26 protein-coding genes are annotated in these 24,054 nt (G+C 72.5%); 13 read left to right on the forward strand and 13 right to left on the reverse strand.

Features of this window, described 5'->3' with window-relative positions; translation table 11 throughout:
- Positions 1-12: 12 nt before the first annotated feature.
- On the reverse strand, positions 13-459 hold the full coding sequence (locus ACN27A_RS26155) for a DoxX family membrane protein (RefSeq protein WP_421457234.1): 447 nt from the start codon (positions 457-459) through the stop codon (positions 13-15).
- Between the two features lie 83 nt (positions 460-542).
- On the opposite strand from ACN27A_RS26155, the gene ACN27A_RS26160 reads away from it, so the two are divergent.
- On the forward strand, positions 543-1,112 hold the full coding sequence (locus ACN27A_RS26160; RefSeq protein WP_421457235.1) for a TetR/AcrR family transcriptional regulator: 570 nt from the start codon (positions 543-545) through the stop codon (positions 1,110-1,112).
- A 76-nt stretch (positions 1,113-1,188) separates the two neighbouring features.
- Here ACN27A_RS26160 and ACN27A_RS26165 read toward each other — a convergent pair whose 3' ends face one another.
- Together ACN27A_RS26165 and ACN27A_RS26170 are read right to left on the reverse strand one after the other, a co-directional pair.
- Positions 1,189-2,628, reverse strand: coding sequence for a GuaB1 family IMP dehydrogenase-related protein (locus ACN27A_RS26165; RefSeq protein WP_421457236.1), 1,440 nt, complete (start codon positions 2,626-2,628; stop codon positions 1,189-1,191).
- 77 nt (positions 2,629-2,705) lie between these two features.
- On the reverse strand, positions 2,706-3,302 hold the full coding sequence (locus ACN27A_RS26170; protein ID WP_421458605.1) for a LysE/ArgO family amino acid transporter: 597 nt from the start codon (positions 3,300-3,302) through the stop codon (positions 2,706-2,708).
- A 96-nt stretch (positions 3,303-3,398) separates the two neighbouring features.
- On the opposite strand from ACN27A_RS26170, the gene ACN27A_RS26175 reads away from it, so the two are divergent.
- Positions 3,399-4,286 carry a LysR family transcriptional regulator ArgP gene (locus tag ACN27A_RS26175; RefSeq protein ID WP_421458608.1) on the forward strand — a complete coding sequence of 296 codons (888 nt, stop codon included), beginning with the start codon at positions 3,399-3,401 and terminating at the stop codon, positions 4,284-4,286.
- A 77-nt stretch (positions 4,287-4,363) separates the two neighbouring features.
- Here the strand turns inward: ACN27A_RS26175 and ACN27A_RS26180 are convergent, their stop codons facing one another.
- Entirely contained in the window at positions 4,364-6,115 is a 1,752-nt protein-coding gene (locus tag ACN27A_RS26180) for an acetyl/propionyl/methylcrotonyl-CoA carboxylase subunit alpha (protein WP_421457237.1), read from the reverse strand.
- 146 nt (positions 6,116-6,261) lie between these two features.
- Between ACN27A_RS26180 and ACN27A_RS26185 the strand changes: the two genes are divergently transcribed.
- The 4 genes from ACN27A_RS26185 (at position 6,262) to ACN27A_RS26200 (ending at position 10,123) form a co-directional block, all read left to right on the forward strand.
- The gene (locus tag ACN27A_RS26185) at positions 6,262-6,873 is read left to right on the forward strand and encodes a PadR family transcriptional regulator (RefSeq protein WP_421458610.1); all 612 of its coding nucleotides are present in this window, start codon (positions 6,262-6,264) and stop codon (positions 6,871-6,873) included.
- A 131-nt stretch (positions 6,874-7,004) separates the two neighbouring features.
- Positions 7,005-7,964, forward strand: coding sequence for an ATP-binding cassette domain-containing protein (locus ACN27A_RS26190; protein ID WP_421457238.1), 960 nt, complete (start codon positions 7,005-7,007; stop codon positions 7,962-7,964).
- A 19-nt stretch (positions 7,965-7,983) separates the two neighbouring features.
- Complete coding sequence (locus tag ACN27A_RS26195) at positions 7,984-8,739, forward strand: ABC transporter permease (RefSeq protein ID WP_132233312.1); 756 nt, start codon at positions 7,984-7,986, stop codon at positions 8,737-8,739.
- Positions 8,740-8,860: 121 nt separating this feature from the next.
- Complete coding sequence (locus ACN27A_RS26200; protein ID WP_421457239.1) at positions 8,861-10,123, forward strand: MFS transporter; 1,263 nt, start codon at positions 8,861-8,863, stop codon at positions 10,121-10,123.
- Between the two features lie 221 nt (positions 10,124-10,344).
- Here ACN27A_RS26200 and ACN27A_RS26205 read toward each other — a convergent pair whose 3' ends face one another.
- From ACN27A_RS26205 to ACN27A_RS26215, 3 genes are all read right to left on the reverse strand, one after another.
- The gene (locus tag ACN27A_RS26205; RefSeq protein ID WP_421457240.1) at positions 10,345-10,998 is read right to left on the reverse strand and encodes an O-methyltransferase; all 654 of its coding nucleotides are present in this window, start codon (positions 10,996-10,998) and stop codon (positions 10,345-10,347) included.
- A 9-nt stretch (positions 10,999-11,007) separates the two neighbouring features.
- Positions 11,008-11,664: a Maf family protein gene (locus ACN27A_RS26210; protein ID WP_421457241.1), complete on the reverse strand. Its 657-nt coding sequence runs from the start codon at positions 11,662-11,664 to the stop codon at positions 11,008-11,010.
- Between the two features lie 89 nt (positions 11,665-11,753).
- Complete coding sequence (locus ACN27A_RS26215) at positions 11,754-12,725, reverse strand: S8 family serine peptidase (protein ID WP_421458612.1); 972 nt, start codon at positions 12,723-12,725, stop codon at positions 11,754-11,756.
- Here ACN27A_RS26215 and ACN27A_RS26220 point away from each other — a divergent pair.
- Positions 12,615-12,860 (forward strand): hypothetical protein, encoded by a 246-nt coding sequence (locus ACN27A_RS26220; RefSeq protein ID WP_421458758.1) that lies wholly within the window; start codon positions 12,615-12,617, stop codon positions 12,858-12,860. The two genes, ACN27A_RS26215 and ACN27A_RS26220, sit on opposite strands and share 111 nt — an antisense overlap.
- Before the next feature lie 68 nt (positions 12,861-12,928).
- Here ACN27A_RS26220 and ACN27A_RS26225 read toward each other — a convergent pair whose 3' ends face one another.
- From ACN27A_RS26225 to ACN27A_RS26235, 3 genes are all read right to left on the reverse strand, one after another.
- A complete protein-coding gene (locus ACN27A_RS26225) occupies positions 12,929-14,329 on the reverse strand; it encodes a hypothetical protein (RefSeq protein WP_421457242.1) in 1,401 nt (466 codons plus the stop codon).
- Positions 14,326-14,805: a hypothetical protein gene (locus ACN27A_RS26230; RefSeq protein WP_421457243.1), complete on the reverse strand. Its 480-nt coding sequence runs from the start codon at positions 14,803-14,805 to the stop codon at positions 14,326-14,328. The genes ACN27A_RS26225 and ACN27A_RS26230 overlap by 4 nt, the downstream gene beginning before the upstream one ends.
- 143 nt (positions 14,806-14,948) lie before the next feature.
- Complete coding sequence (locus tag ACN27A_RS26235; RefSeq protein ID WP_357577876.1) at positions 14,949-15,158, reverse strand: acyl-CoA carboxylase subunit epsilon; 210 nt, start codon at positions 15,156-15,158, stop codon at positions 14,949-14,951.
- A 92-nt stretch (positions 15,159-15,250) separates the two neighbouring features.
- Here ACN27A_RS26235 and ACN27A_RS26240 point away from each other — a divergent pair, with 92 nt between their 5' ends.
- Positions 15,251-17,185 (forward strand): protein kinase domain-containing protein, encoded by a 1,935-nt coding sequence (locus ACN27A_RS26240; RefSeq protein WP_421457244.1) that lies wholly within the window; start codon positions 15,251-15,253, stop codon positions 17,183-17,185.
- A gap of 92 nt (positions 17,186-17,277) precedes the next feature.
- Positions 17,278-17,508 carry a hypothetical protein gene (locus tag ACN27A_RS26245; RefSeq protein ID WP_132233328.1) on the forward strand — a complete coding sequence of 77 codons (231 nt, stop codon included), beginning with the start codon at positions 17,278-17,280 and terminating at the stop codon, positions 17,506-17,508.
- A 98-nt stretch (positions 17,509-17,606) separates the two neighbouring features.
- Here the strand turns inward: ACN27A_RS26245 and ACN27A_RS26250 are convergent, their stop codons facing one another.
- Together ACN27A_RS26250 and ACN27A_RS26255 are read right to left on the reverse strand one after the other, a co-directional pair.
- The gene (locus tag ACN27A_RS26250; protein ID WP_421457245.1) at positions 17,607-18,359 is read right to left on the reverse strand and encodes a GH25 family lysozyme; all 753 of its coding nucleotides are present in this window, start codon (positions 18,357-18,359) and stop codon (positions 17,607-17,609) included.
- A 164-nt stretch (positions 18,360-18,523) separates the two neighbouring features.
- A complete protein-coding gene (locus ACN27A_RS26255) occupies positions 18,524-19,069 on the reverse strand; it encodes a Uma2 family endonuclease (RefSeq protein ID WP_421457246.1) in 546 nt (181 codons plus the stop codon).
- Between the two features lie 101 nt (positions 19,070-19,170).
- Here ACN27A_RS26255 and ACN27A_RS26260 point away from each other — a divergent pair, with 101 nt between their 5' ends.
- The 3 genes from ACN27A_RS26260 to ACN27A_RS26270 all read left to right on the forward strand — a co-directional run bounded on the left by ACN27A_RS26260 (position 19,171) and on the right by ACN27A_RS26270 (position 21,394).
- Positions 19,171-19,920 carry a M50 family metallopeptidase gene (locus ACN27A_RS26260; protein ID WP_421457247.1) on the forward strand — a complete coding sequence of 250 codons (750 nt, stop codon included), beginning with the start codon at positions 19,171-19,173 and terminating at the stop codon, positions 19,918-19,920.
- A gap of 69 nt (positions 19,921-19,989) precedes the next feature.
- A complete protein-coding gene (locus ACN27A_RS26265; RefSeq protein ID WP_421457248.1) occupies positions 19,990-20,490 on the forward strand; it encodes a SigE family RNA polymerase sigma factor in 501 nt (166 codons plus the stop codon).
- Positions 20,483-21,394 (forward strand): hypothetical protein, encoded by a 912-nt coding sequence (locus ACN27A_RS26270; RefSeq protein WP_421457249.1) that lies wholly within the window; start codon positions 20,483-20,485, stop codon positions 21,392-21,394. The genes ACN27A_RS26265 and ACN27A_RS26270 overlap by 8 nt, the downstream gene beginning before the upstream one ends.
- Before the next feature lie 50 nt (positions 21,395-21,444).
- On the opposite strand, the gene ACN27A_RS26275 is transcribed toward ACN27A_RS26270, so the two are convergent.
- A complete protein-coding gene (locus ACN27A_RS26275) occupies positions 21,445-23,028 on the reverse strand; it encodes an acyl-CoA carboxylase subunit beta (protein ID WP_421457250.1) in 1,584 nt (527 codons plus the stop codon).
- 105 nt (positions 23,029-23,133) lie between these two features.
- Here ACN27A_RS26275 and ACN27A_RS26280 point away from each other — a divergent pair, with 105 nt between their 5' ends.
- Positions 23,134-24,009, forward strand: coding sequence for a biotin--[acetyl-CoA-carboxylase] ligase (locus tag ACN27A_RS26280; RefSeq protein WP_421457251.1), 876 nt, complete (start codon positions 23,134-23,136; stop codon positions 24,007-24,009).
- The last annotated feature ends 45 nt before the right edge of the window (positions 24,010-24,054 follow it).

Raw genomic sequence — 24,054 nt, forward strand, 5'->3', positions numbered from 1 at the left:
GCGCCCTGAACGTCAGGCCCCAAACGAAATAGCGAGGGCCACTCCGACGAAGAGGATCTGCTCCGCCGTACGCGGGCCGAGGGGGGTCGCCGGGCGGCCGGCCAGGGTCAGCCCGCGCCGCACCGCCGAGACGTTCGCCGGGAACATGGCCAGCATCAGCAGGGCCAGCCCGGCCGCGGTCCAGCGGGCGGTCGCCGGCACCAGCAGCCCGACCGCGCCCACCAGCTCCAGCACGCCGGTGACGGTGACCAGCAGGTCGGGCCGGGGTAGGCGCGGCGGCACCATCGCGATCATGTCGGCCCGGTAGGAGGGGGCGAAGTGCGCAACACCGGTCACCACGAACATCAGCGCCAGGCCCACCCGCAGCGCCGGATGCCAGCCGTCGAGGGCGGCCACGCCGGCCAGCCCGGCCAACCGGGCTAGCGCGGTGCCGGCCACGAGTGCGATCAACGGAGCCATCGGTACCTCCTCGGTCGTAACTTGTCGCCGACAAGATTGCCTCCGGAGGTGTCATCTTGTCAATGACAAGATATGATGGCGGCATGACCGGAACGCGCGGCTACCACCACGGCGACCTGCGTCGCGCCCTGCTCGCGGCGGCGGTGCAGGTGATCGAGGAGTCGGGCCCGGCGGCGCTGAGCCTGCGCGACCTGGCCCGCCGGGCGGGCGTCTCGCACGCCGCCCCGGCCCACCACTTCGGCGACAAGGCCGGGCTGCTCACCGCCCTCGCCACCGAGGGCTTCCACCTGCTGGCCGAGTCGCTGCACGGCGCCGGCGGCGAACTGCTCGACCGGGGCGTCGCGTACGTCGACTTCGCGGTCCGCCACCGCGCGCACTTCGAGGTGATGTTCCGTCCGGACCTCTACCGGGCCGACACGAAGGAGCTGGTGGCGGCCCGCCAGCGCGCCGGGGCCGCGCTGCACTCGGGCGTCGCCGGGCTGTCCGAGCGACGCCCGACGGCGGAGGATCCGCAGGGCGACGCGCTCGCGGCCTGGTCCATCGTGCACGGCTTCGCCACGCTCTGGATCTCGGGCGCGCTGCCGCCCCGCGTCGGCGACGACCCCCGGAAGGCGGCCCGCGAGGTGATCCACCGCCTCTTCCCGCAGCCCTGACGGCCACCGGCGGGCCGCGTCAGCCGGCTGGCGGCGCGGCCCGGGGTGGCGACGCGGCCCGCCGGTGGCGGCGGGGTCACCAGCTGGTGGGCAGCGGCATCCCCTCGGTGTAGCCGGCCGTGCTCTGCACGCCGACCAGGGCCCGCTCGTGGAACTCCGCGAGGTCGCGGGCGCCCGCGTAGGTGAAGGCGCTCCGCACCCCCGCGATGATCTCGTCGATCAGGTCCTCCACGCCCGGGCGGGCCGGGTCCAGGTACATCCGCGCCGAGGAGATGCCCTCCTCGAAGACCGCCTTGCGGGCCCGGTCGTACGCGCTGTCGTCGGCCGTCCGCGCGCTGACCGCCCGCGCCGAGGCCATGCCGAAGCTCTCCTTGTAACGCCGGCCGTCGGCGTCGGTGTAGAGGTCGCCGGGGGACTCGTAGGTGCCGGCGAACCAGGAGCCGATCATCACGTTCGAGGCCCCGGCGGCCAGCGCCAGCGCCACGTCGCGCGGGTGCCGCACGCCGCCGTCGGCCCAGACGTGCCTGCCGAGCTGCCGGGCCGCCGCGGCGCAGTCGAGCACGGCGGAGAACTGCGGCCGGCCCACCCCGGTCATCATCCGGGTGGTGCACATCGCACCCGGGCCGACGCCGACCTTGACGATGTCGGCCCCCGCCCGCACGAGGTCGCGTACGCCCTCGGCGGTCACCACGTTGCCCGCCGCGACCGGGACCGCCGGGTCCAGCGCGCGAACCGCCCGCAGGGCGGTGATCATGCGTTCCTGGTGGCCGTGCGCGGTGTCCACCACCAGCGTGTCCACCCCGGCCTCCAGCAGCGCCGCCGCCTTGCCGGTCACGTCGCCGTTGATGCCCACGGCGGCGGCGATCCGCAGCCGGCCCCGGTCGTCCACCGCCGGCCGGTAGAGGGTCGCCCGCAGCGCGCCCTGCCGGGTCAGCACCCCGACCAGGCGTCCCTCGGCGTCGACCACCGGGGCCAACCGGCGCCGCCCCGCCGAGAGCCGCTCGAAGCCGGTACGCGGGTCCGCGTCCGCCGAAACGGTGTGCAGCTCTGTGGACATCACGTGCCGGAGCTGGGCGAAGCGGTCCACGCTGACCGTGTCGGCCTCGGTCACCACGCCCACCGGCCGGCTCTCCTCGTCGATCACCACCACGGCGCCGTGCGACCGCTTCGGCAGCAGGTGGATCGCGTCGCCGACGGTGTCGGTCGGGCCCAGCGTGATCGCCGTGTCGTGCACCAGGTGGCGCCGCTTGACCCAGGCGACGACGTTCGCCACCACCTCGATGGGGATGTCCTGCGGGATGACCGCGATCGCGCCGCGCCGGGCGACCGTCTCGGCCATCCGGCGGCCGGACACCGCCGTCATGTTCGACACGACCAGCGGGATGGTGGTGCCCGTGCCGTCGGGGGTGGCCAGGTCGACGTCGAGCCGCGAACCCACCTCGGAACGGACGGGCGCCATGAAGACGTCGTTGTAGGTCAGGTCGTGCGCGGGAGCCGCGCCGTGAAGAAACCGCACGTCGCCATCATTCCCGCCCGCCGTCGACCGCGCCCCGGGTGGTAGCCGAAAACACCCCGACCGGCGGGTGTGCGTCGTCAGTCGACCAGCAGGGTGGCCGCGACCGCCACCATCACGACGGCCACCGTCCCGTCGATGATCCGCCACGCCACCGGGCGGGCAAGCACGGGCGCGAGCCGGTGGGCGGCGGCGCCGAGGACCGTGAACCAGACCACGCTGGCCAGCGCGGCGCCCGCGCCGAAGACCCAGTGGTGCGGGTGCTGGCGGGCCACCCCGCCGAGCAGGAGGACGGTGTCGAGGTACACGTGCGGGTTGAGGTAGGTGAACGCGAGGCAGGCCAGCAGCGTCGCCCCGAGCGTGGCCGGCGGCCGGTCGGCGGGGGAGAGCGCGCCGGGACGCAGCGCGCGGCGGGCGGCCAGCGCGGCGTACCCGAGCAGGAACGCGGCGCCGAGCCACCGGACGGCGGTGAGCGCGGTGGGGTGCTCCGCCGTCGCGCCGCCCATGCCGGCGATGCCGAGCGCGATGAGCAGCGCGTCGGACGCGGCGCAGACGGCGACGACCGGCAGGACGTGCTCGCGGCGCAGGCCCTGCCGCAGGACGAAGGCGTTCTGCGCGCCGATGGCGGCGATCAGCGCGATGGCGAGGGAGAAACCGGCGGCGGCGGAGCCGGCCACGGAGCTGCTGAGGATGTCGGGCACGAGCCGAGGCTACGAGCCCCACGTGATGCAGCCCAGCTAAAGATTCTCATGCCGGATAAGCTCTGCTTCATCATGCTGGACACCACGCAGCTCCGGACCTTCGCCGCGGTGGTCCGCGAGGGCAGCTTCGAGGCGGCGGCCCGGTCCCTGCACGTCACCCCCTCGGCCGTCAGCCAGCGGCTCAAGGCGCTGGAGCAGTCCGTCGGTCAGGTGCTCGTCCAGCGGACGAAGCCGTGCCGGGCCACCGACGCGGGCCGGCCGCTGCTACGGCTCGCCGGGCAGGTGGCCCTGCTGGAACGGGAGGCGCTGCACGCCGCCCGGCCCGCCCTCGGCGGGCCCGCGCCCACCCGGGTGACGGTCGTGGCGAACGGGGACTCGCTGGGCACCTGGTTCGTCGGCGCGCTGGCGCGGCTGCCCACCGAGCTGGCGCTGCTGTTCGACGTCCGCCGGGACGACGAGGACCACACGGCGGAGCTGATCCGCGACGGCACGGCGATGGCGGCCGTGACCGCGCAGCGCGAGGCCGTGCAGGGCTGCCGGGTGGAGCGGCTGGGCGCCATGCGGTACGTCGCCCTCGCCGAGACCGGGTTCGCGGCGCGCCACTTCCCCGACGGTCTCACCGAGGCCGCCCTGGCGTCGGCGCCGATGATGGCGTTCGACCGCAAGGACCAGCTCCAGCTGCGGTTCGCCCGCACCGTCACCCGGCGTCGGCTCGACCCGCCGGTCCACTACGTCCCGTCCTTCGACGGCTTCAACGAGGCGGTGCGGCTCGGGCTCGGCTGGGGACTGGTCCCGGAGCGGATCGCCCGCGCCGACGTGGCCGCCGGACGCTGCGTCGACCTCGGCGCCGGGCGTCACCTGGACCGCCCGTTGTACTGGCAGCACTGGCGGGTGGACTCCGCCACCCTGGACGCGCTGACCGCCGCCGTCCGGACGGTGGCGGGCGCCGAACTGCGCTGACCGCCGCGCCGTGCTGCGCCGTTGGGAAGGGCACCTTCCTGTACCGGAAACGACAGGAAGGTGCCCTTCCTTACACCTCAGGCGATGGTGCAGATCGCCGCGCCGGCGGTGATGACGGCGCCGACCTCGGCCGCGAGGCCGCTGACGGTGCCCGCCTTGTGGGCGTGCAGCGGCTGTTCCATCTTCATCGCCTCCAGCACAACGACCAGGTCGCCCTCGGCCACGGTGTCGCCGTCGGCGACCGCGATCTTGACGATGGTGCCCTGCATCGGGGAGGTGAGCGCATCCCCGCTGACGGCGGCGCCGGCCTTGGTCCCGCCGCCCCGGCGGGCCGGCTTGCGCGCGGCGGGCGCGGCGGTGGCCGTACCCCCGCCGAGGCCCACGGGGAGGCTGACCTCCAGCCGCTTGCCCCCGACCTCGACCACGACGGTCTCCCGCTCGGCCGGCGCGTCGGCGGGGCCGGCGGCGGCGGTGAACGGAGCGACGGTGTTGTCGAACTCGGTCTCGATCCACCGCGTGTGCACGGTGAAGGGCTCGGCGGTGAACGCCTCGTCCCGGACGACCAGCCGGTGGAACGGCAGCGCGGTGGCCATGCCCTCGACGACCATCTCGTCCAGGGCGCGCCGGGCGCGCTCCAGCGCCTCGGTACGCGTCTCGCCGGTGATGATCACCTTGGCCAGCAGCGAGTCGAAGTTGCCGCCGATCACGTCGCCGGCGGAGATGCCGGTGTCGACCCGGACGCCGGGGCCGGTGGGCAGCCGCAGCGCGGTGACCGTGCCGGGGGCGGGCAGGAAGTTGCGGCCCGGGTCCTCGCCGTTGATCCGGAACTCGATCGAGTGCCCGCGCGGCGTCGGGTCCTCGGTGAACCGCAGCCGCTCGCCGTCGGCGATCCGGAACTGCTCGCGGACCAGGTCGATGCCGGCGGTCTCCTCGGTGACCGGGTGCTCGACCTGGAGGCGGGTGTTGACCTCCAGGAACGAGATGGTGCCGTCGGCGCCGACCAGGTATTCCACCGTGCCGGCGCCGTGGTAGCCCGCCTCGCGGCAGATGGCCTTGGCGCTGTCGTGGATCTGGGCGCGCTGCGCGTCCGTGAGGAACGGCGCGGGGGCCTCCTCGACCAGCTTCTGGTGGCGGCGCTGGAGCGAGCAGTCCCGGGTGCCGACCACGATCACGTTGCCGTGCCGGTCGGCCAGCACCTGCGCCTCGACGTGGCGCGGCTGGTCCAGGTAGCGCTCGACGAAGCACTCGCCCCGGCCGAACGCGGCGACCGCCTCGCGGGTGGCCGACTCGAAAAGGTGCGGGATCTCCTCCATGGTGCGGGCCACCTTGAGCCCGCGCCCGCCGCCGCCGAAGGCGGCCTTGATGGCGACCGGCAGGCCGTGGTCGACGGCGAACGCCAACACCTCGTCGGGGCCGCCGACCGGGTCGGGGGTGCCGGGCACCAGGGGCGCGCCGGCGCGCTGGGCGATGTGCCGGGCGGTGACCTTGTCGCCGAGGTCCCGGATCGCCTGCGGGGTGGGGCCGATCCAGGTCAGCCCGGCGTCGATCACGGCCTGGGCGAAGTCGGCGTTCTCGGAGAGGAAGCCGTAGCCGGGGTGGATCGCGTCGGCGTCGGCCTTCGCGGCGACCTCCAGCAGCTTGTCGATCCGCAGGTACGTGTCGGTGGCGGTGTCCCCGCCGAGCGCGTACGCCTCGTCGGCCAGCGTGGCGTGCAGGGCGTCCCGGTCGGAGTCCGCGTAGACGGCGACGCTGCCGAGGCCGGCGTCGCGACAGGCGCGGATGACGCGGACGGCGATCTCGCCGCGGTTGGCGATGAGTACCTTGCGCACCTTGCTGGCTCCTCCCGGAGGGTCACTGACCGGGAGTGTATCGGCCACCGTGGCGGCCCTAACGATCGCTCAGTGTGGGATGCCGCACTGTTCACCGCGCCCTAGTCAAATTTGCTTATTACGCTCGTCCGGTGTCTGCCACACGAATGATGATCCTCGGGCTGGTGCGCTGGATGCAGCCCGTGCACGGCTACGACGTGCGCCGTGAGCTGCTCAGTTGGAGCGCCGACAGGTGGGCGAACGTGCAGCCCGGATCGATCTACCACGCCCTGCGCAAGCTGACCCAGGAAGGGCTGTTGCGCGAGGTGGCCACCGAGCAGGTGGGCGCCCGTCCGGCCCGCACCACGTACGAGGTGACGCCGAAGGGCGAGGAGGAGTTCGAGTCGCTGCTGCGCGGCCTGTGGTGGCAGCTGCACGAGCCGCCGGATCCGTTCGCGGCGGCGTTCTCCTTCCTGCCCGCGATGCCGCGCGAGGAGGCGGCGGCCGCCCTGCGCAACCGGGCGAACCTGCTGCGCGCCGGTGTCGAGTGGATGCGTACGTCGTTGAGTTCTGGCTGGATGCGTTCGACCAAGCCGGTGCACGTGGGGTGGATGTTCGAACTCTGGACCGCCCGTTCCGAGGCGGAGATCTCCTGGTGCGAGCGGATCGCGGAACGGATCGAGTCGGGGGTGTCGTACCTGCCCGAGGGGCTGGAGCGGGCGCAGGGCTGGGAGGGCTGGGAGGAGCGGCTGCCGCCCCGACCGACGGAGGGCGAATAATCAACGTTGACCAAAAGAGCTATATCGCGTTAGCCTGCCCGGGGCGCCACGGGGGAAGCATGCCGTCCGGCGTCGTCTCCGAGGGACAGACAGGTGGCCGGTGGCACCGGCCCGGACGACCAGGAGCAGAGATGATCGAGACCAGAGGGTTGCGGAAGTCGTTCCGCTCCCGAGAGGGTCGCCAGACGAAGACCGTCGACGCGGTACGCGGCGTCGACCTGAAGGTCACCGAGGGGGAGATCTTCGGTTTCCTCGGCCCCAACGGCGCCGGCAAGACCACCACCCTGCGGATGCTGGCCACGCTCATCGAGCCGGACGGCGGCGAGGCGACCGTCGCCGGTGCCGACCTGCGCAAGGACCCGGCCGAGGTGCGCCGCCGCATCGGCTACGTCGCCCAGGGCGGCAGCACGTGGGACGAGTCCACCGCCCGGGAGGAACTCGTCCTGCACGCCCGGATGTACGGCATCGGCAAGGCCGACGCGCACCGGCGGGCCGCCCGCGCCCTCGACGCCTTCCAGCTCACCGAGTACGCCGACCGCAAGTGCAAGACCTACTCCGGCGGTCAGCGCCGACGGGTGGAGATCGCCCTCGGCATCATCCACGAGCCGAGCATCGTCTTCCTCGACGAGCCGACGACCGGCCTCGACCCGCAGAGCCGGGCGCACATGTGGGACGAGATCCGCCGGCTGCGGGGCGACGGCATGACCGTCTTCATCACCACCCACTACCTGGAGGAGGCCGACGCGCTCTGCGACCGGATCGCGATCATGGATCACGGCGAGGTGGTCGCGGAGGGCACCCCGACGGAGCTGAAGCGCGAGATCTCCGGCGACGTCGTGCTGGTCGGGCTCGACGCGGCGGCCACCCCGCAGGCCGCGCAGCTGCTCGACGGCGAGTCGTACGTCAACAAGCTGGAGACCGCCGAGGAGGGCGGGCTACGCCTCTACGTCGACGAGGGCGCCACCGCCATCCCGCAGATCCTGCGCCGCGTCGACACCGCCGGCCTCGGGCTCAGGTCCATCGAGCTGCACCGGCCCAGCCTCGACGACGTCTTCCTCACCAAGACCGGCCGCTCGCTGCGCGAGTCCTGATCCCGACCGGAGAGATCCCATGAAACTCGCCCGTGACACCTGGCTGATCTTCCAGCGGCAGCTCCAGCTACTGCTGCGCAACCCCGTCTGGGTCTTCGTCGGCGTCTTCCAGCCGGTGATGTACCTGCTGCTCTTCGCCCCACTGCTCAAGCCGGCGCTGAACGCGCCCACCCAGGCGGAGGCCTACAAGATCTTCGTACCCGGCCTGCTGGTGCTGCTGGCCATCTTCGGCGGCCTCTTCCAGGGCTTCGGCCTGATCGCCGAGCTGCGCGCCGGGGTCATCGAACGCTCCCGGGTCACCCCGGTCAGCCGCCTCGCCCTGCTGCTCGGCCGCTCGCTGCGCGACGTGGTGTCGCTCATCGTGCAGGCGGTCATCATCACCCTGCTCGCGCTCCTGTTCGACCTGCGCGTCTCCCTCGTCGACCTGCTGCTGGCGTACCTCATGCTGGCCCTGATCGCGCTGATGACCTCGGCCGTCTCCTACGGCATCGCGCTCAAGGTCAAGAGCGAGGACGCGCTGGCGCCGCTGATGAACACCGTGGCCCAGCCGGTGCTGCTGCTCTCCGGCATCCTGCTGCCGCTGACCTTCGCCCCCGGCTGGCTCCAGGGCATCGCCGAGTGGAACCCGTTCTCCTGGGCGGTCGACGGCACCCGGGCCCTCTTCGCCGGCCAGCTCGGCGACGACAAGGTCTGGCAGGGGCTCGGCATCATCGCCCTCCTCGCCGCCGCCGGCGTCGTCTGGGCCGCCCGCCAGTTCGCCCGCAGCGTCCGCTGAGGTGTAAGGAAGGGCACCTTCCTGACGCCTGCGGTAGAGGAAGGTGCCCTTCCTGACGCCGGGGGAGAGTTGCCTCTCACCACGGGCGGGGCGCCGGCCCGACGCTTGTAGCGTGAGGCCGGTGCCCCAGCTAACCCGTGACCGGCTCACCTGGCTGACCTACGCCCAGCTGGGACTGTGGGGCTTCTTCCTCTACGGCTTCGGGCCGGTCGTGCCGCTGCTGCGCGACGAACAGGGCACCTCCGCCGCCGTCGCAAGCCTGCACAGCACCGGCATCGCCGTCGGCGCGCTGGCCGGCGGGGCGCTCTTCGCACCCCTGGCCCGCCGCCTCGGCCGGGGCCGGGCGATCTGGGTCGGGCTGGCGGGCGTGGCGGCCGGCGTCGCCGCCCTGGGCGTCGTCCGCGCCCTGCCCGCCACGATCACCGCCGTAGCCGTGATCGCCACCTTCGGCATGCTGGTGATCAGCGGCGTGTCCGTGGTACTCACCGACCGGCACGGCGCCGGCGCGCCAGCGGCGCTGACCGAGGCCAACGCCGTCTGCGCCGGCGCCGGCATCCTCGCCCCGCTGGTCATCGGCGCCAGCGTCGACGCAGGATGGGGCTGGCGACCGGCGATGGCCGTCGAGGTCGGCCTGATCGCGCTGGTCGCGCTGGCCGCCGTGACCTTCCGCGTACGCCTGCCGCAGCCCGCCCCCGCTGCCGCGGCTGCCGGCTCTTCGGCTCCCGGCACTCGGGCTTCCGGGTCTTCGGCTTCCGGCGGGGTGGCCTCGGTGGCCGGCGCCCACGGGCCCGGCCGGCGCCTGCCGGTGGCGTACTGGATCGCCTGGGTGCTGATGGCGGTCACCGGCTCGATCGAGGTCTGCCTGTCGCTCTGGACGGCCGACGTGCTCCGCTCACACGCCGGGATGGCGGCCGGCGGCGCCTCGGCCGCCGTCGCCGCGATCGTCTGCGGCATGTTCGTGGGCCGGCTCGCCGGGGGCCGGCTCGCCCTGCGGTACCGGCCCGTGCCGCTGCTGCTGGCCGCGCTGGGCGTGTCGCTGGCCGGGTTCGCGCTCTTCTGGATCGCGCCGGTCGGCTGGCTCGCCGTCACCGGCCTGGTCGTCCTCGGCCTCGGCAACGCCCTGCACTACCCGCTGGCGATCTCGATCGCGCTCGCCGTCGCCGGGCCGGCTGCGGACCGGGCGGCCGGCTACGCGTCGTACTCGATGGGGGTGGGCTTCGGGATCGCGCCGGTCGCGCTCGGCTGGGTGGCCGACGGCGTCGGACCGCACCTGGCCTTCCTGCTGCTGCCGGCCTTCATCGCGGCGGCTGCGCTGCTCGCCGCGCGCCTGGGCCGCGCCCTGCGCCCGGCCCCCGCCGAGATCCGATCCCCGACCCCCGCCTGACGCCAGCGCCCCTCGCGGATCTTGGATCTCCGGCGGTTCTTGCGTCCTCCGGCGGTTCTTGCATCTCCCGTGGATCTTGCGTCCCGGTGGATCTTGGGTTCCGGTGGACCCTGGGTTCCGGTGGAGCTTGGGTCCCGGTGGAGCTTGGGTCCCGCTGGATCTTGGTAGGAAACGGCCCCTCCAGGGGCCGTTTCCTACCAAGATCGCGATGAGGTGGGGCGTCAGTGCACTCGGGCCAGGGTGAGGCCGTCGGCGATCGGGAGCATCACCGCGTCGACGCGGACGTCGGCGAGCACCTCGTCGTTGAACGCCGCGATGGCCCGGTCGTCGGCGTTCTGCGGGGCGATCACCCGGCCACCACGCAGCACGTTGTCGACCGCGATCACCCCACCGGGACGCATCCGGGGCACCAGCTCCGCCCAGTAGACCGGGTAACCGGTCTTGTCGGCGTCGATGAACGCGAAGTCCAGGTGGCGCTCGTGGGGCAGCTCGCGCAGCGTGTCGCCGGCCGGGCCGATGCGCAGCTCGATCCGGTCGTCCACGCCGGCGCGGGCCCAGTACCGCCGGGCGATGCCGGTGAACTCCTCAGAGATGTCGAAGCAGGTCAGCCGCCCGCCCTCGGGCAGCCCACGGGCGATCGCCAGCGACGAGAGGCCGGTGAACGTGCCCACCTCGACGGCCTGCCGCACCCCGAGCAGCCGGGTGAGGAAGGTCAGGAAGGCTGCCTGCTCCGGTGCGACCTGCATCTGCGCGTCGTTCGGCAGGGCCGCGCGGGTCTCCTCGGCCAGGTCCCGCATGATCTCGTCCGGCGGCGTCCCGTGCCCGACCAGGTACGAATGCAGTTCCGACGTGAGCGGGATCGACTTGGTGGTCATCAACGGACGCTAACCGAGCGGCTCGACCGTCTGGTTGCCGGGCGCGACCTTTGTCCACAAATCTGTGATCCGCAGGTCCAACTCGGCGAGAAGGCGGCGCAGCATCGGCAGGCTGAGCCCGATGACCGTGCTCGGATCACCCTCGATCCGCTCCACGAAGGGCCCACCCAGGCCGTCGATCGTGAAGGCACCCGCCACGGCCAGCGGCTCGCCCGTACCGACGTACGTGGCGATCTCGTCGTCGCCGATGTCGGCGAAGTGCACGACGGTGGAGGCGACCGCCTCGGCCCGCCGCCCCGCCTCGACGTCGATCAGGCAGTGCCCGCTGTGCAGCACGCCGCTGCGCCCGCGCATCCGCTCCCAGCGCCGGGTGGCGTCGGCTGCGTCGCTCGGCTTGCCGAAGATCTCCCCGTCGAAGGCCAGCACCGAGTCGCACCCGATCACCAGCGTCCGCTGGTCGTCGGCCGGCCGCAGCCGGGTGAGTACCGCCTGCGCCTTCAGTCGGGCCAGTTCCAGACAGAGCTCCTCGGCCCGATCCGTGACCACGAGGGGCTCGTCGACGCCGCTGACCAGCACGTCCGTCTCGATCCCGGCGGCCTGGAGAATCTTGCGGCGGGCAGGGCTGGCGGAGGCGAGCACGAGGCGGAGCGGCAAGGACTTCGGCACGTCGCCGACGTTACCGGCTGACCGGGACGACGACGTCCCGGGTGGGACGTGTCGCCCCCTTCCTCGCCCGTCTCCGTCCTCCGGGTTGCTCAGCGACTGACGCGGGGCGGCGGGTCGTCGCCCCGACGACGCCGACGGGCGATGAACGTCCACGCGCCGCCGGCCGCCACGATCACGCCGAGGGTGACCAGGCCACGGGCCGTCGCCGTGCCGTTCCCGTCGCCCGCCGGCTCCGCTACCGCCGTCGTGGTCGAGGGGGTGTGGGCCGGCACGCTCGCCGTCGCCGATCCGAAACCCATCGGCGGTACGTCAGCCGTCAACGCCGCCACCAGGTCGATGACCCCGTGGCCGTACTCGTCGTCCCGTCCCGGCGGGCCCTTGTCGATCGCTGTGGCGGTGAGCCTGTGCGCCACCTCGGAGGCAGGCAGGTACGGGTACTTGGACCGGATCAACGCTGCCGCCCCAGCGACGATGGCTGTGGAGTCCGAGGTTCCTGTCCCTTTCCGGTACTTGCCGTCCACGCTTGTGCTATAGATGTCGACAGCAGGTGCTACCAAATCAACCTCGGGGCCAGTAACCGAGACGGCGGCAACACGGCCGGTTCGGTCGATCCCGCCCACTGCAATTACGCCGGGGTGAGAGGCGGGGAAGCCGACTCGTTGGCTAATTGGCTTGTTGCCTGCTCCGGCGACAACAACAATGTCCGCGCGGAGCGCGGCTTCGACTGCCGTAAGTAACCGGCTATCTGCCGCCCCTGTTGCTGAAACGCTGATTACCTTGACATTCTTGGTAATTGCGAAGTTTATCGCATCCGCTAATTGATGGCTAGTGCCTTCCTGGTTGCCTATTTTTACTCGTATGGGCAGGATCTTTGCCCTTGGTGCCATGCCGAGGGCCCCCTTGCTGCCAGTGTCTCCATGGGCAGCGATTAGTCCTGCCATGCCCGTTCCATGACTGTCTCGGTCTTGCCTGCCGTCGCCGCTACCTCCAGCAACGAAATCTGTGCCCTGGCGCAGATTTCTGGCAAGATCGGGATGCGGGTAAACGCCGGTGTCTGGCACCGCGACGGTTACACCTTCACCTTGATTGATCCGGTGCGCTTCGGCGACTCTGAGGAAGCTCAGATGCCACTGATCCCCCCGGATTCGGTCGCGGCCGTGCAGATCTGGAGCAGTGCGTGTGGACGAAGCATGTGAGGTGGTCGGTAGCAGAAGCGCCGCCGTAAGACTAAAGAGCGCCAAGGCGGCTTGAATGGTCCTCGTCTTCAACGGTTGAAGCCAATAGCCGGACCTGGGTCGATGGGGCCGTCTTCGTCCGGAGGGCGGACTACCGGGCTTACGCCTCGGTCCACTTCCCATGGGTGGTCCGGATCCCAGTGTCGCGACTCCTTGTCGCTGCCGTCGTACCGCCCCGACCGGCCCGGCACCCCGCCTGCACGTGCAGTGCCCATGCCGGGTGCTCCACCGATTGGCGATATACCCTGCACCGCGCTTAAGTTGCGGCCAGCCCCAGGGCGGGAGCCTGCGCCCCCGGTCGGAGCGGTGCCTGCGCCCCCGCCACCGATTACTCCACCAATCGGGTTAACTCGACGTTGCTGTGCACCGCTGCCACTCGATGGTCCAAATCCCATTCCGGGGGTTCCGCCGATCAGACCACCTGGTGGCATGGGCCGCGGTGATGCCGGCGGCGTGGCAGGCGGGAGCCCCGGAATGGCTCCGTTGACCGGCCGGCTGCTAGGGCCAGGCTGACCGATCGGCAACCCAGAGATCCCGTGTCCGGGCCGCACGTTTGGCGGCATCGCAGGCATCGGTCCACTGCCGGAGCCAGCGGGGAGGCCGGGTGGAGTTGCACCTGGCATTGCGGGATTGATTGGAGAAGGCGCTACACCGGGATTGACCCCGCCGAGGACAGGACCGACGTTACGGATGGTTGGCGCGGAGATCTGTCGCGCGTTGGCGGTCGGCCGTGCAACGGACGAAGTAGTCGAACTTGACAACGGCACGGGAACGACGGGAGGAATTACTGGAGCAGCAGAGCTGGCGCCCCCGTAGACGTCGGGGTTGGGCTGGTCTATGCCAGGTGAAGGCTTAGGTCTGGGTGGTGGTTGGCGGAGCATTACTCGGGCGTGTTGGAGTTCGCCGCTGAGGCCGTACATGATGCCGCGCGCCTGGACGTTGAGGCGTTCGAGGTCCGCATCCGTCACCGGACGATCGGGGACCCGGCTGCCCATGGCCGCCTTCGGGTCGGCGAGCGTCGCGTCGTACGTCTGCTTCTCCTGGACCTTGACGGCGTACGTCTCGTAGATCTTCTTCAGTTGTGTGCGGGTGGCGCTGATGGCCTGCGTGGCGGCGGAGAGCGCGGTGTAGTTGGCGCTGGCCGCGTCGTGCGTGCGCTGCACCTTGTCGATGAGCTCGTCCAGCTCGCGGACGTACGCCCGGGCCGCCTCGTTGGTCTCCGGGGGCCATGCCTCGGCGAGCCCTTTGCGGTATTCCTGGAGCCGGCTCAGGTGCATCCGGGCGAGGTCGCAGATCTTGCGCCAGCCGGCGACCTGCTTCCAGTGGTTGGTGGTGTCGTGGTCCTGGAGGCAGGCCCACATGCTGGCGACGTCCATCAGCCGCCAGTCGGTGAGGGCGGACGTGCGGCCGCCGGTGCCCCGTTCGATCATGGCAGCACCACCGGACCCTGTCCCCGTCCCTGTCCCGGCGCGGGTTCCGGCCCGGTGGGATCAGGCAGCATCGGCGGCGCGCCGCGAGGCGCTGTGGGGTCCGGGTTGGCGAGGGCCCGCTCGATGTCGGTCACGCGCGCGGCGGCGAAGGCGTCGGACCCGGTGTAGCGGGTGGCGACGGTGCCGGCGGCGACGGCCAGGTGGCCGGTGACGTCGCGGACGCCCCAGACCATGTCGGCGGTGGCCTGCTGGGTCTCGTGGTGCGCGCGCAGGAAGTCGACCAGCTCGATGAACGCGTCGGCCGGGTTGGGAACCGGTGCTGTCAGGTCCGCGGCGATGTACGACAGGTGCGGGTCGTAGTTGCGTTCCACTTCGGCCTGGAGCTTGTCGGCGAACTCGCGGAGCTGGCGGATGTCGGCCTCGATGCCGCCGTAGCCGCGGAGCCAGGACGCTGGACCGTCCTCCTCGGGGATCATCGGTCCTCCCTGCCTGTCACTGCGTCGTTTCCCTGAGTGAGGTTAATCGGTCCCCGGGGGTGTCGGCAGCCCCGCCCCGGCACACACCGGCTGCCCCACGGGTGTGCAGGGGCGCCGAGCTGCGGTGATCCGTGCGGAAAAGGTCAGCGGGGCAGGCCGGACGCCCGCCAGGCGCCGGGGCCGGCGACCGCCGCCGCGACGGGCCGGCCGGAGCGGGCCCAGGCGGACGCGGCGACCGGAGGGGTCGCGGCGGCCGGGCGGGACCGTACGACGATCGCGCCCACCAGCGCGGCCAGTTCCTCGGCGGTGGGGACCCCGCGGACGACCCGGAACAGCGGCTCTTCGGCAGACATGGCGTCAGCGTACGCGGCGGAGAGGTTGACCTGAACCGCACAGTGGCGTGCCGGCGGTGTGAGCGTCGTCGGCTCCGGGTACCGTCTGGGCGATGTCGAACGCGCTGCCCCAACTCGTCGCTGACCGATACCGGCTTCTCTCGCCGCTCGGTCAGGGCGGCATGGGTCGGGTGTGGAAGGCGCGCGACGAGGTGCTGCACCGGGACGTGGCGATCAAGGAACTCGTCCCGCCGCCCAGCCTCACCGACGAGGAGCGCCGCGAGATGCGGGAACGCTCGCTGCGTGAGGCCCGGGCCATCGCCCGGCTCAACCACATCAACGTGGTCCGCATCTTCGACGTGCTGCGTACCGACGGCGACCCGTGGATCGTCATGGAGTACGTGGCGTCGAAGTCGTTGCAGGACACGCTCGCCGAGGACGGCCCGGTGACGCCGGCGCGTGCCGTGGAGATCGGCCTGGGCGTGCTGGCCGCGCTGAAGTCGGCGCACAAGGCCGGCGTGATGCACCGCGACGTCAAGCCCGGCAACGTGCTGCTCGGCGACGACGGCCGGGTGGTGCTGACCGATTTCGGCCTCGCCACGATTCCCGGCGACCCGAACGTGACCCGCACGGGCATGGTGCTGGGGTCGCCCGCGTACATCTCGCCGGAGCGGGCCCGCGAGGGCACCGCCGGGCCGGAGGCCGACCTCTGGTCGCTGGGCGCCACCCTCTACGCGGCGGTCGAGGGCAAGTCGCCGTACGCGCGACCGTCGGCGATCGCCACCCTGGCGGCGCTCGCCACCGAGCCGATGCCGCCGCCGAAGAACGCCGGGCCGCTCAAGCCGGTGCTCAACGGCCTGCTGCGCAAGGACCCGAAGGAGCGGATCACCGCCGAGGTGGCGGAGAAGTTGCTGCGCCGCGCCGGCGGCAAGCGCACCCGCACGATTCCGCTGCTCGACGGCGTACGCCGGCCGGGGCCGAACGGTCCGCGTGAGCCGCGCCCGCCGCTGGTGCCGGCGCCGCGACCGGCCGAGGGCGGGCCCGACAAGCCGGTCAGCCCGCCGGCGCCGCGCGCGCCGCTGGCGGCGGCCGCCGCCGGTGCCGCCGCGGCGTCCACCACCGAGGACGCGACGGCTGCGCTCTCCTCGGACTCCGTGCCGACCGCGAAGGTCGGATCCTCCACCTCGGACACGGCCCCGACGGCGAAGGTCGACCCGCCGAAGCCCGCGCTCGACGACACGAAGGCCGAGCCGGTGGACCCGGCGCCCGGCAGGCCGGCGAATCCCACCTCGGTGATGCCCGCGCCGGTGAGCCCGCCGTCCGGCCGGGCGACGGTCGTGGCGTCCGACGGCACGAAGCCGAACAACACCCGGCGCAACGTGCTGATCGGGGCGCTGGTGGCGCTGCTGCTGATCGGCCTGGTGGTGGTCGTGCCGATGCTGACGAGCGGCGACGGTGGCGACGGCGGCGGCACCCCGCAGGCCGACCCGACCGGCGCGGCGACCTCGCAGGGGCAGCCGCCGCAGTCCTCCGCGCCGGCCCCGCCCACGAGCGCCGCGCCGAGCCCGACGCCGTCGGCCACCCCGTCGCCGACCCCGGACGCGCTGCCGGCGGGCTGGAAGCTGCACAAGGACCCGGGCGGCTTCACGGTGCCGATCCCGGCGAACTGGGTGCGCCGCAACGCCGGAGCGAACACCGTCGTCTTCGACGAGCCCGGCGGGCCGGGCGAGCTGCTGGTGCAGTGGACGTCCAGCCCGAAGTCGGACGCCTACGCCGACTGGAAGGGGGCCGAATCGGCCCGCAAGAACTTCGTGAAGGACTACCAGTACCTGAGCATCAAGCGCTGCGACTACTGGAAGACCTGCGCGGACTGGGAGTGGCTGGAGACCCGCGACGGCACGCGGATCCACGTCCGCAACCGGGGCTTCGTCACGGCCAAGAACCGCGGCTACGCCCTGCGCTGGGAGGTCGCCGCGAAGGACTGGCAGGCCAACCTGGCCAACTTCGACCGGATCGCCAAGGGCTTCGTGCCCGACCGCAAGGACTGACCCGCGGGATTCGCGCCCGTTGCGAGATCGACTCGCATGATCTTCCGCCGTACGGGGTATCTGACCTTTCACGACGGAAGGGAGGGTACGACATGGGTTACCGACTCAGGGACGCCCGGCCCCGAGTGGCACTGTGGATGCTCGTGGCCCTCGGCGACATCGTCCTGTTGCTCGCCGCCGCCGGCCTGCCGCTGCTGTTCGCGCTGCTCAGCGTCGTCACCGTCACCCTCGCCGGGGTGGGCGTCCGGCGCTTCGCCCGGCGCAACGCGCTCGCCCGCGAGAACGCGGCGACCGTGCCCGTGGCGGCCCGACGGCAGGTCTGATGCCCAGGAGAGCGGCATGGCGGCAGCCGGACCAGTCGTCGACCGTACGGTGACAACCGATCCCGCTGCCGCCAACCGCCTCCCCAGGTGATTCAGGCTCAGGTGTTGTTGGCCAGGGCGATCAGCCGGCTCCGGTCACCGTTCCAGTGGTTGCGGTCGACCCCGCCGCTGATTCCGGCGACGCTGCCCCGGTCCGTGTACTGCCAGAAGCTCCAGAACGGCGCCCCGGCCGGCAGCGCGCCGACGGTGCTCGACCAGCGGGCGACCCAGAGCGGGTGGTTCGCCCACGGGGCGCTCCAGCTGCCGGTGCACTGGTTCCACCAGCTCGTGGTCGTGTAGATGACGGCGTAGCGGCCGGTGCGCGCCCGGTAGGTGTTGAGGAAGTCCTGGACCCAGTTCCGCATGCCCGTGGTGCTCAGGCCGTAGCAGTAGCCGCCCGCGTACGGGTTGGCCTCGAGGTCCAGCGCGGCTGGGAGGGTGCGGCTGTCAGCCGACCAGGCGCCACCGTTGGAGGCCAGGTAGTTCGCCTGCACCGCCCCGGAGGAGATGTTGGGCCGGGCGAAGTGGTACGCGCCCCGGATGACGCCGGCGTTGTAGGCGGCCACGTAGTTCGTGTTGAACCTCGGGTCCTTGTAGCTGGTGCCCTCGGTCGCCTTGATGAAGGCGAACTGGATGCCCGCGTTGCGGACGCTGGTCCAGTTGATGGCGCCCTGGTAGTGGGACACGTCGATGCCGGGCGTGGTGGCGGCCGCCGCGGGGGTCGCGGTCGCGACGAGCCCCGCCGCCGCGGTGGCGAGGGCCGCCAGGGTGGCGGCCAGCAGCCGCCGCAGGGATGTTCCGGTACGGGTCATGGATGCCTCCAAGGACGCCGGACTGAATAGACGTTCATCTTTGGAGATAAGTGCCCCGAATGGCAAGGGGAGCTAAGGAAATCTTCATGAACGGCGGAAGCCGGCCACCCTGACGGCGGGTGTCTCCGCCGCCGGCGAGCGGACCGGGTGAGGCGCTCTCCGCCTCAGCGCAGCGTGGCCGGGTCGACGCGCCAGCGGATCGGCTCGGCCATCCGGAACTCCTCGCCCGGCTTCGCCACCTGGTCCTCGACGTAGTGCGCGCCGTCGAGCCGGTGCAGCCGTAGCGAGTGGCCGGCGCCGTCCTGCTCCACCAGCAGGTACCACGGGATCCCGGCGATCGCGTAGAGCTGCATCTTGACCAACCGGTCGGCGGCCGCGTTCCCCGGCGAGACGATCTCGCAGACGAGGACGACCTCGCCCGCCTCGACGACGGTGCCCTCGTCGTCGGTGTCGGCCACCACCACGTCGGGGATGACGATGCGGTCGACGCCGAGCCGGACGTTCACCGCCTCGAAGACCGCGAGGACACCCGCGGCGTCGTCCAGGCTGTTGGCCAGTAGCCGCGACACCCGCTGGTGCCGCTTGCTCGGGGCAGGGCTCACGATCAGGCTCCCGTCGAGCAACTCGATCCGGTTCGGCGTCTCGCCCATGGCGAGGTACTCGGCCTCGGTCCACAGGCCGACGTGGGGTTCCAGGGGTGCCGCGGTCACCGGCGTCCACCTCCCGTTCCTGTCGCCACCGGATCAGCCTTCCACGATACGGGCCGACGAGGACGCAGCGACACAGGTCGGGGCCGGTAGGCTCGCGCCCCATGGTGTCGATCGACGGGCTCGGCGGTCTCTGGGACAAGCTGTTCGCGGCGCAGCCGGACCCACCGCCCCTGCTGGTGCTGCTGACCGCCGCCGTCGCCCTGGTGGTCGTCTCCACCCGGCTGCCCTGGCGGATCGCCCGCAACGCCATCACCATCGCCCACGAGGGCGGGCACGCGCTGGCCGCCCTGCTCACCGGCCGCCGGCTGCACGGCATCCGGCTGCACTCGGACACCTCGGGGCTGACTCTCTCCGCCGGCCGGCCCACCGGCCCGGGGATGATCCTCACCCTGCTCGCCGGCTACGTCGCCCCGCCGCTGGTCGGGCTGGCCGGCGCGTGGCTGCTCGGCGGCAACCGGATCACCCTGCTGCTCTGGGTCGCCGTGGCGCTGCTGCTGGCCATGCTGATCATGATCCGCAACGTCTTCGGCGTGCTCTCGCTGCTGGTCACCGGCGGGGTGGTCCTCGCCGTCTCCTGGTACGCCGAGCCGCAGGTGCAGGCGGCGTTCGCGTACGCCGGGGTGTGGTTCCTGCTGCTCGGCGGGGTGCGGCCGGTGGTGGAGCTGCAACGGCTGCGCTCGCGGGGTCGGATGCCCGCCTCCGACGCCGACCAGCTCGCCGGCCTCACCCCGCTGCCGGCGTTCTTCTGGGTCACCGTCTTCGCCCTGGTCAACCTGGCCGCCCTCGGCGCCGGCGCGCTGCTGCTGGCCGGCCCGATCCTCACCGAGGCCGGCCTGACGCCCGGAAAATGACAGGTCGACCGGGCAACCGGCGGCACCGTCCGACGCGTGTCCCCTGCGACCGTCACGGGGAGGTAGCAGGTGCCGGACGTCGACGGATTCGACGAGTTCTACCGGGGCAGCCGCCAACGGCTGCTCGGCTACGTCTACGCGCTGACGGGCGACCTCGCCGAGGCGCAGGACGCCGTGCAGGAGGCGTACATCCGGGCCTGGCAGCGTTGGTCGACGGTGAGCGCGTACGAGGAGCCGGAGGCGTGGGTGCGGGTGGTGGCGAGCCGGATCGCGGTCAGCCGGTGGCGCAGCCTGCGCAGCCGGGCCCGCGCCTACCTGCGCCACGGCCCCGGCGACAGCGTGCCCGGCCCGGACACCGCCACCGTCGAGGTGGTCACCGCCCTGCGCCGGCTCCCCGAGGAGCAGCGCACCGCGATCGCCCTCTACTACCTGGTCGGCATGCCGGTCGCCGAGGTGGCCCGGCAGACGGCCGCCCCGGTGGGCACCGTCAAGGCCCGACTCTTCCGGGGGCGCGCCGCGCTCGCCGGGCTGCTCGCCGTCTCTGACCTGGAGGAGGCCGCCGATGCGTGACGAGACGACGTTCGTCGAGCGACTGCACCGGGACCTGCGCGAGGTCCGCTGGCCGGAGCCGGCGGAGATCCGCGCCCGGGCCCGCAGGCGCAGCAGGCGTACGGCGCTGACGGCGGCCGTCGCGGTGCTCGTCGTCGTCTCCGGCTCGGCCGTGACGGTCGGGGAGTGGGCCGGGCGGAAGGACGCGGTCCCGGCGCCCATGACCGCCGCCACCGTCGTGCCGCCGACGACCGCCGCGCCGACCGAGATCCCGCAGGACGCGCTGCTCGCCCCGGCGGACCTGCCCCTGAGGACCGGCGTGCAGCTCGGCGAGGCCGGCCTGATGGAACCGGTACGGGTCGATCCGGTGCTGGAGTCCTGCGGCCGCGAGCGGGGCGTGCCGTCGGCGGCGCCCACGTCCCGCTACTCGCGGTCGCAGACCCTGCTCTGGGCCCCGGTGAGCCCGGTGGCGCGGGGCCCGGCGCTCACCCAGGACGTCTACCGTGTCCATCCGGGCCAGGGCCGGCTGGTCTTCGGCCTGGTCGGGCTGCTGCTCAACGCCTGTGCCGAGTGGCAGCTGACGAAGTCCACGCTCTTTGGCGGCAGTCCGGTGGCGACGACCCAGACGCACCGCTGGGAGACGCCGATCAGCGGATTCGCCGGCGAGGAGTCCGTGATGTTGCGCCACGTGTCGCTGCCCTCCCGCCTGCGGGCCAACGGGAAGGTGGCGGCCGCGGACGAGGCGGTCGAGGTCACGATGGTGGTGCGGGTCGGCGACCTGGTCACCGTGGTAGCGCTCAGCCCGGGGACCCTGCAGGACACGACCGCCGGAACGCGCCCCGGCGGCCTGAGCTACGCCGACCTGCAGACGCTGGGCAGGACGGCGGCGCGCCGGATGTGCGCGTCGGCGAATCCAGGCTGCTGACCGACCCGTGCCCGGCCGGCGGCGGGTCGGCCGGGCACGGGTCGGCCGCGTCAGAGCGGGATGTTGCCGTGCTTCTTCGGCGGCAGGGTCTCGCGCTTGGTGCGCAGCACCCGCAGCGCGCGGACGATCTGGGCGCGCGTCTCGTGCGGCGGGATGACGCTGTCCACGTAGCCGCGCTCCGCCGCGATGTACGGGTTGGCGAGCTTGTCCTCGTACTCGGCGATCTTCTCGGCCCGCACGGCGGCCGGGTCCTCGGCGGCGGCCAGTTCCGAGCGGTAGAGGATGTTCACCGCGCCCTGCGCCCCCATCACCGCGATCTGCGCGGTCGGCCAGGCGAAGTTCAGATCCGCGCCGAGGTGCTTGGAGCCCATCACGTCGTACGCCCCGCCGTACGCCTTGCGGGTGATGACGGTGACCTTCGGGACGGTGGCCTCGGCGTACGCGTAGATGAGCTTCGCGCCCCGGCGGATGATGCCGTCCCACTCCTGGCCGGTGCCGGGCAGGAAGCCGGGGACGTCCACGAAGGTGAGCACCGGGATGTTGAACGCGTCGCAGGTGCGCACGAACCGCGCCGCCTTCTCCGAGGCGGCGATGTCCAGGGTGCCGGCGAAGTGCATCGGCTGGTTGGCGACCACGCCGACCGGTCGGCCCTCGACCCGGCCGTAGCCGACGACCATGTTCTGCGCGTAGAGCGGCTGGACCTCCAGGAACTCGCCGTCGTCGAGGACGTGCTCGATCACCCGGTGCATGTCGTACGGCTGGTTCGCCGAGTCGGGGATCAGCGTGTCCAGCTCCCGGTCCTCGTCGGTCACGTCGAGGTCGGCGGGCGCGTCGAAGACCACCGGCTCGTCCAGGTTGTTCGACGGCAGGTACGACAGCAGCGCCTTGACGTAGTCGATCGCGTCCTGCTCGTCCGTGGCGAGGTAGTGCGCGTTGCCGCTGCGCGAGTTGTGCGTACGGGCGCCGCCCAGCTCCTCCATGCCCACGTCCTCGCCGGTGACCGTCTTGATGACGTCCGGGCCGGTGATGAACATGTGCGAGGTCTGGTCGACCATCACCGTGAAGTCCGTGACCGCCGGGGAGTAGACCGCGCCGCCGGCGCACGGGCCCATGATCAGGGAGATCTGCGGGATGACGCCGCTGGCCCGTACGTTGCGGAAGAAGATCTCGCCGTAGAGACCGAGCGAGGCGACGCCCTCCTGGATGCGCGCGCCCCCGGAGTCGTTGATGCCGACGACCGGGCAGCCGATCTTCATGGCCAGGTCCATGACCTTGACGATCTTCTCGCCGAAGACCTCGCCGAGGGAGCCGCCGAAGACGGTGAAGTCCTGGGCGAAGACGCAGACCTGCCGGCCGTCGATGGTGCCGTAGCCGGTGATGACGCCGTCGCCGTACGGGCGGCTCTTCGCCAACCCGAAGTTGGTGGACCGGTGCCGGGCCAGCTCGTCCAGCTCGACGAAGGAACCCTCGTCGAGCAGCATCTCGATCCGCTCGCGGGCGGTCTTCTTGCCCCTCGCGTGCTGCTTCTCGACCGCGCGCGCCGACCCGGCGTGCACCGCCTCGTCGACCCGCCGATCCAGGTCGGCCAGCTTGCCCGCGGTGCTGTGGATGTTGATCCCGGTCTCGGTAGTCACCCTGGGAATATAACGATGGTTCAGGCCACCGCCGCTGTGCAGTTCGCCTCAGCCGGGCCGCGACGTCCCCGGTCGGCCGGACGGGGGCGGCCGTAGGCTGACGGGATGCCGGGCTCGCCGTACACCGATCTGGACCGCCCGCCGCTGTCGGCGGCGCGGCTGCGGCGGGCGCTGGTCGCCCCGCACGGGCCCTGGGCCCGCCTGGACCTGCGCGTCGAGACCGGCTCGACAAACGCGGACGTCGCCGAGGCGGCCCGGGCCGGCGAGCCCGAGGGCCTGGTGGTGGTCGCGGAGCGGCAGACCGCCGGGCGCGGCCGGCGCGGCCGGGCCTGGCAGTCGCCGGCCCGGGCCGGCATCGCCACCAGCGTGCTGCTCCGCCCCGGGGAGGCCGTCGCCGACCGTGGCTGGCCGTCGGCGCCCCAGACGGGGTACGGCTGGCTGCCGCTGCTCGCCGGCGTCGCCCTGGTCGAGACGGTGACCCGGCTGGCGGAGCTGGATGCGGGCCTGAAGTGGCCGAACGACCTGCTCGTCGGCGACGCGAAGTGTGCCGGCATCCTCGCCGAGGCGGTGCCGGGGCAGTCTCCGGCCGGGCCGCCCGCGATCGTGCTCGGTGTCGGCCTCAACGTCACGCTGCGCGCCGACGAGCTGCCGGAGAACCCGACGGGGCTGCCGGCGACCTCCCTGCAACTGGCCGGCGCGGCGGCCACCGACCGGGACCCGCTGCTGCGGGCGCTGCTGCGTGGGATCGCCGACTGGTACGGCGAGTGGCGCGCGGCCGGCGGGGACGCGGTCGCCAGCGGCCTGCGCGACGCCTACCTGGCGAGCTGCGCGACGATCGACCGGCAGGTACGCGTGCTGCTGCCCGGCGGCGACGAGGTGACCGGCACCGCGACCGGCGTGGACGCCGACGGCCAGCTCCTGGTCGCCACCCCCGCCGGCACCCGTGCCCTGGCGGCCGGCGACGTCCTGCATCTCCGCTGATCGCGGACTCCCGCCGCGCGGCTGATCCCCCGGCGGGAGGGGAGC

This window comes from Micromonospora sp. WMMD737, assembly GCF_049179055.1.
GTDB classification, from domain to species: Bacteria; Actinomycetota; Actinomycetes; order Mycobacteriales; family Micromonosporaceae; genus Micromonospora; species Micromonospora reichwaldensis.

Excerpts from the sequence above, each read along its gene's own strand:
- ACN27A_RS26155 (WP_421457234.1), bottom strand. The coding sequence starts at position 459 with ATGGCTCCGTTGATCGCACTCGTGGCCGGCACCGCGCTAGCCCGGTTG.
- ACN27A_RS26160 (WP_421457235.1), top strand. The coding sequence starts at position 543 with ATGACCGGAACGCGCGGCTACCACCACGGCGACCTGCGTCGCGCCCTG.
- ACN27A_RS26175 (WP_421458608.1), top strand. The coding sequence starts at position 3,399 with ATGCTGGACACCACGCAGCTCCGGACCTTCGCCGCGGTGGTCCGCGAG.
- ACN27A_RS26185 (WP_421458610.1), top strand. The coding sequence starts at position 6,262 with ATGATGATCCTCGGGCTGGTGCGCTGGATGCAGCCCGTGCACGGCTAC.
- ACN27A_RS26190 (WP_421457238.1), top strand. The coding sequence starts at position 7,005 with ATGATCGAGACCAGAGGGTTGCGGAAGTCGTTCCGCTCCCGAGAGGGT.
- ACN27A_RS26195 (WP_132233312.1), top strand. The coding sequence starts at position 7,984 with ATGAAACTCGCCCGTGACACCTGGCTGATCTTCCAGCGGCAGCTCCAG.
- ACN27A_RS26205 (WP_421457240.1), bottom strand. The coding sequence starts at position 10,998 with ATGACCACCAAGTCGATCCCGCTCACGTCGGAACTGCATTCGTACCTG.
- ACN27A_RS26220 (WP_421458758.1), top strand. The coding sequence starts at position 12,615 with ATGACTGTCTCGGTCTTGCCTGCCGTCGCCGCTACCTCCAGCAACGAA.
- ACN27A_RS26225 (WP_421457242.1), bottom strand. The coding sequence starts at position 14,329 with ATGATCGAACGGGGCACCGGCGGCCGCACGTCCGCCCTCACCGACTGG.
- ACN27A_RS26230 (WP_421457243.1), bottom strand. The coding sequence starts at position 14,805 with ATGATCCCCGAGGAGGACGGTCCAGCGTCCTGGCTCCGCGGCTACGGC.
- ACN27A_RS26235 (WP_357577876.1), bottom strand. The coding sequence starts at position 15,158 with ATGTCTGCCGAAGAGCCGCTGTTCCGGGTCGTCCGCGGGGTCCCCACC.
- ACN27A_RS26240 (WP_421457244.1), top strand. The coding sequence starts at position 15,251 with ATGTCGAACGCGCTGCCCCAACTCGTCGCTGACCGATACCGGCTTCTC.
- ACN27A_RS26245 (WP_132233328.1), top strand. The coding sequence starts at position 17,278 with ATGGGTTACCGACTCAGGGACGCCCGGCCCCGAGTGGCACTGTGGATG.
- ACN27A_RS26250 (WP_421457245.1), bottom strand. The coding sequence starts at position 18,359 with ATGACCCGTACCGGAACATCCCTGCGGCGGCTGCTGGCCGCCACCCTG.
- ACN27A_RS26260 (WP_421457247.1), top strand. The coding sequence starts at position 19,171 with ATGGTGTCGATCGACGGGCTCGGCGGTCTCTGGGACAAGCTGTTCGCG.
- ACN27A_RS26270 (WP_421457249.1), top strand. The coding sequence starts at position 20,483 with ATGCGTGACGAGACGACGTTCGTCGAGCGACTGCACCGGGACCTGCGC.
- ACN27A_RS26280 (WP_421457251.1), top strand. The coding sequence starts at position 23,134 with ATGCCGGGCTCGCCGTACACCGATCTGGACCGCCCGCCGCTGTCGGCG.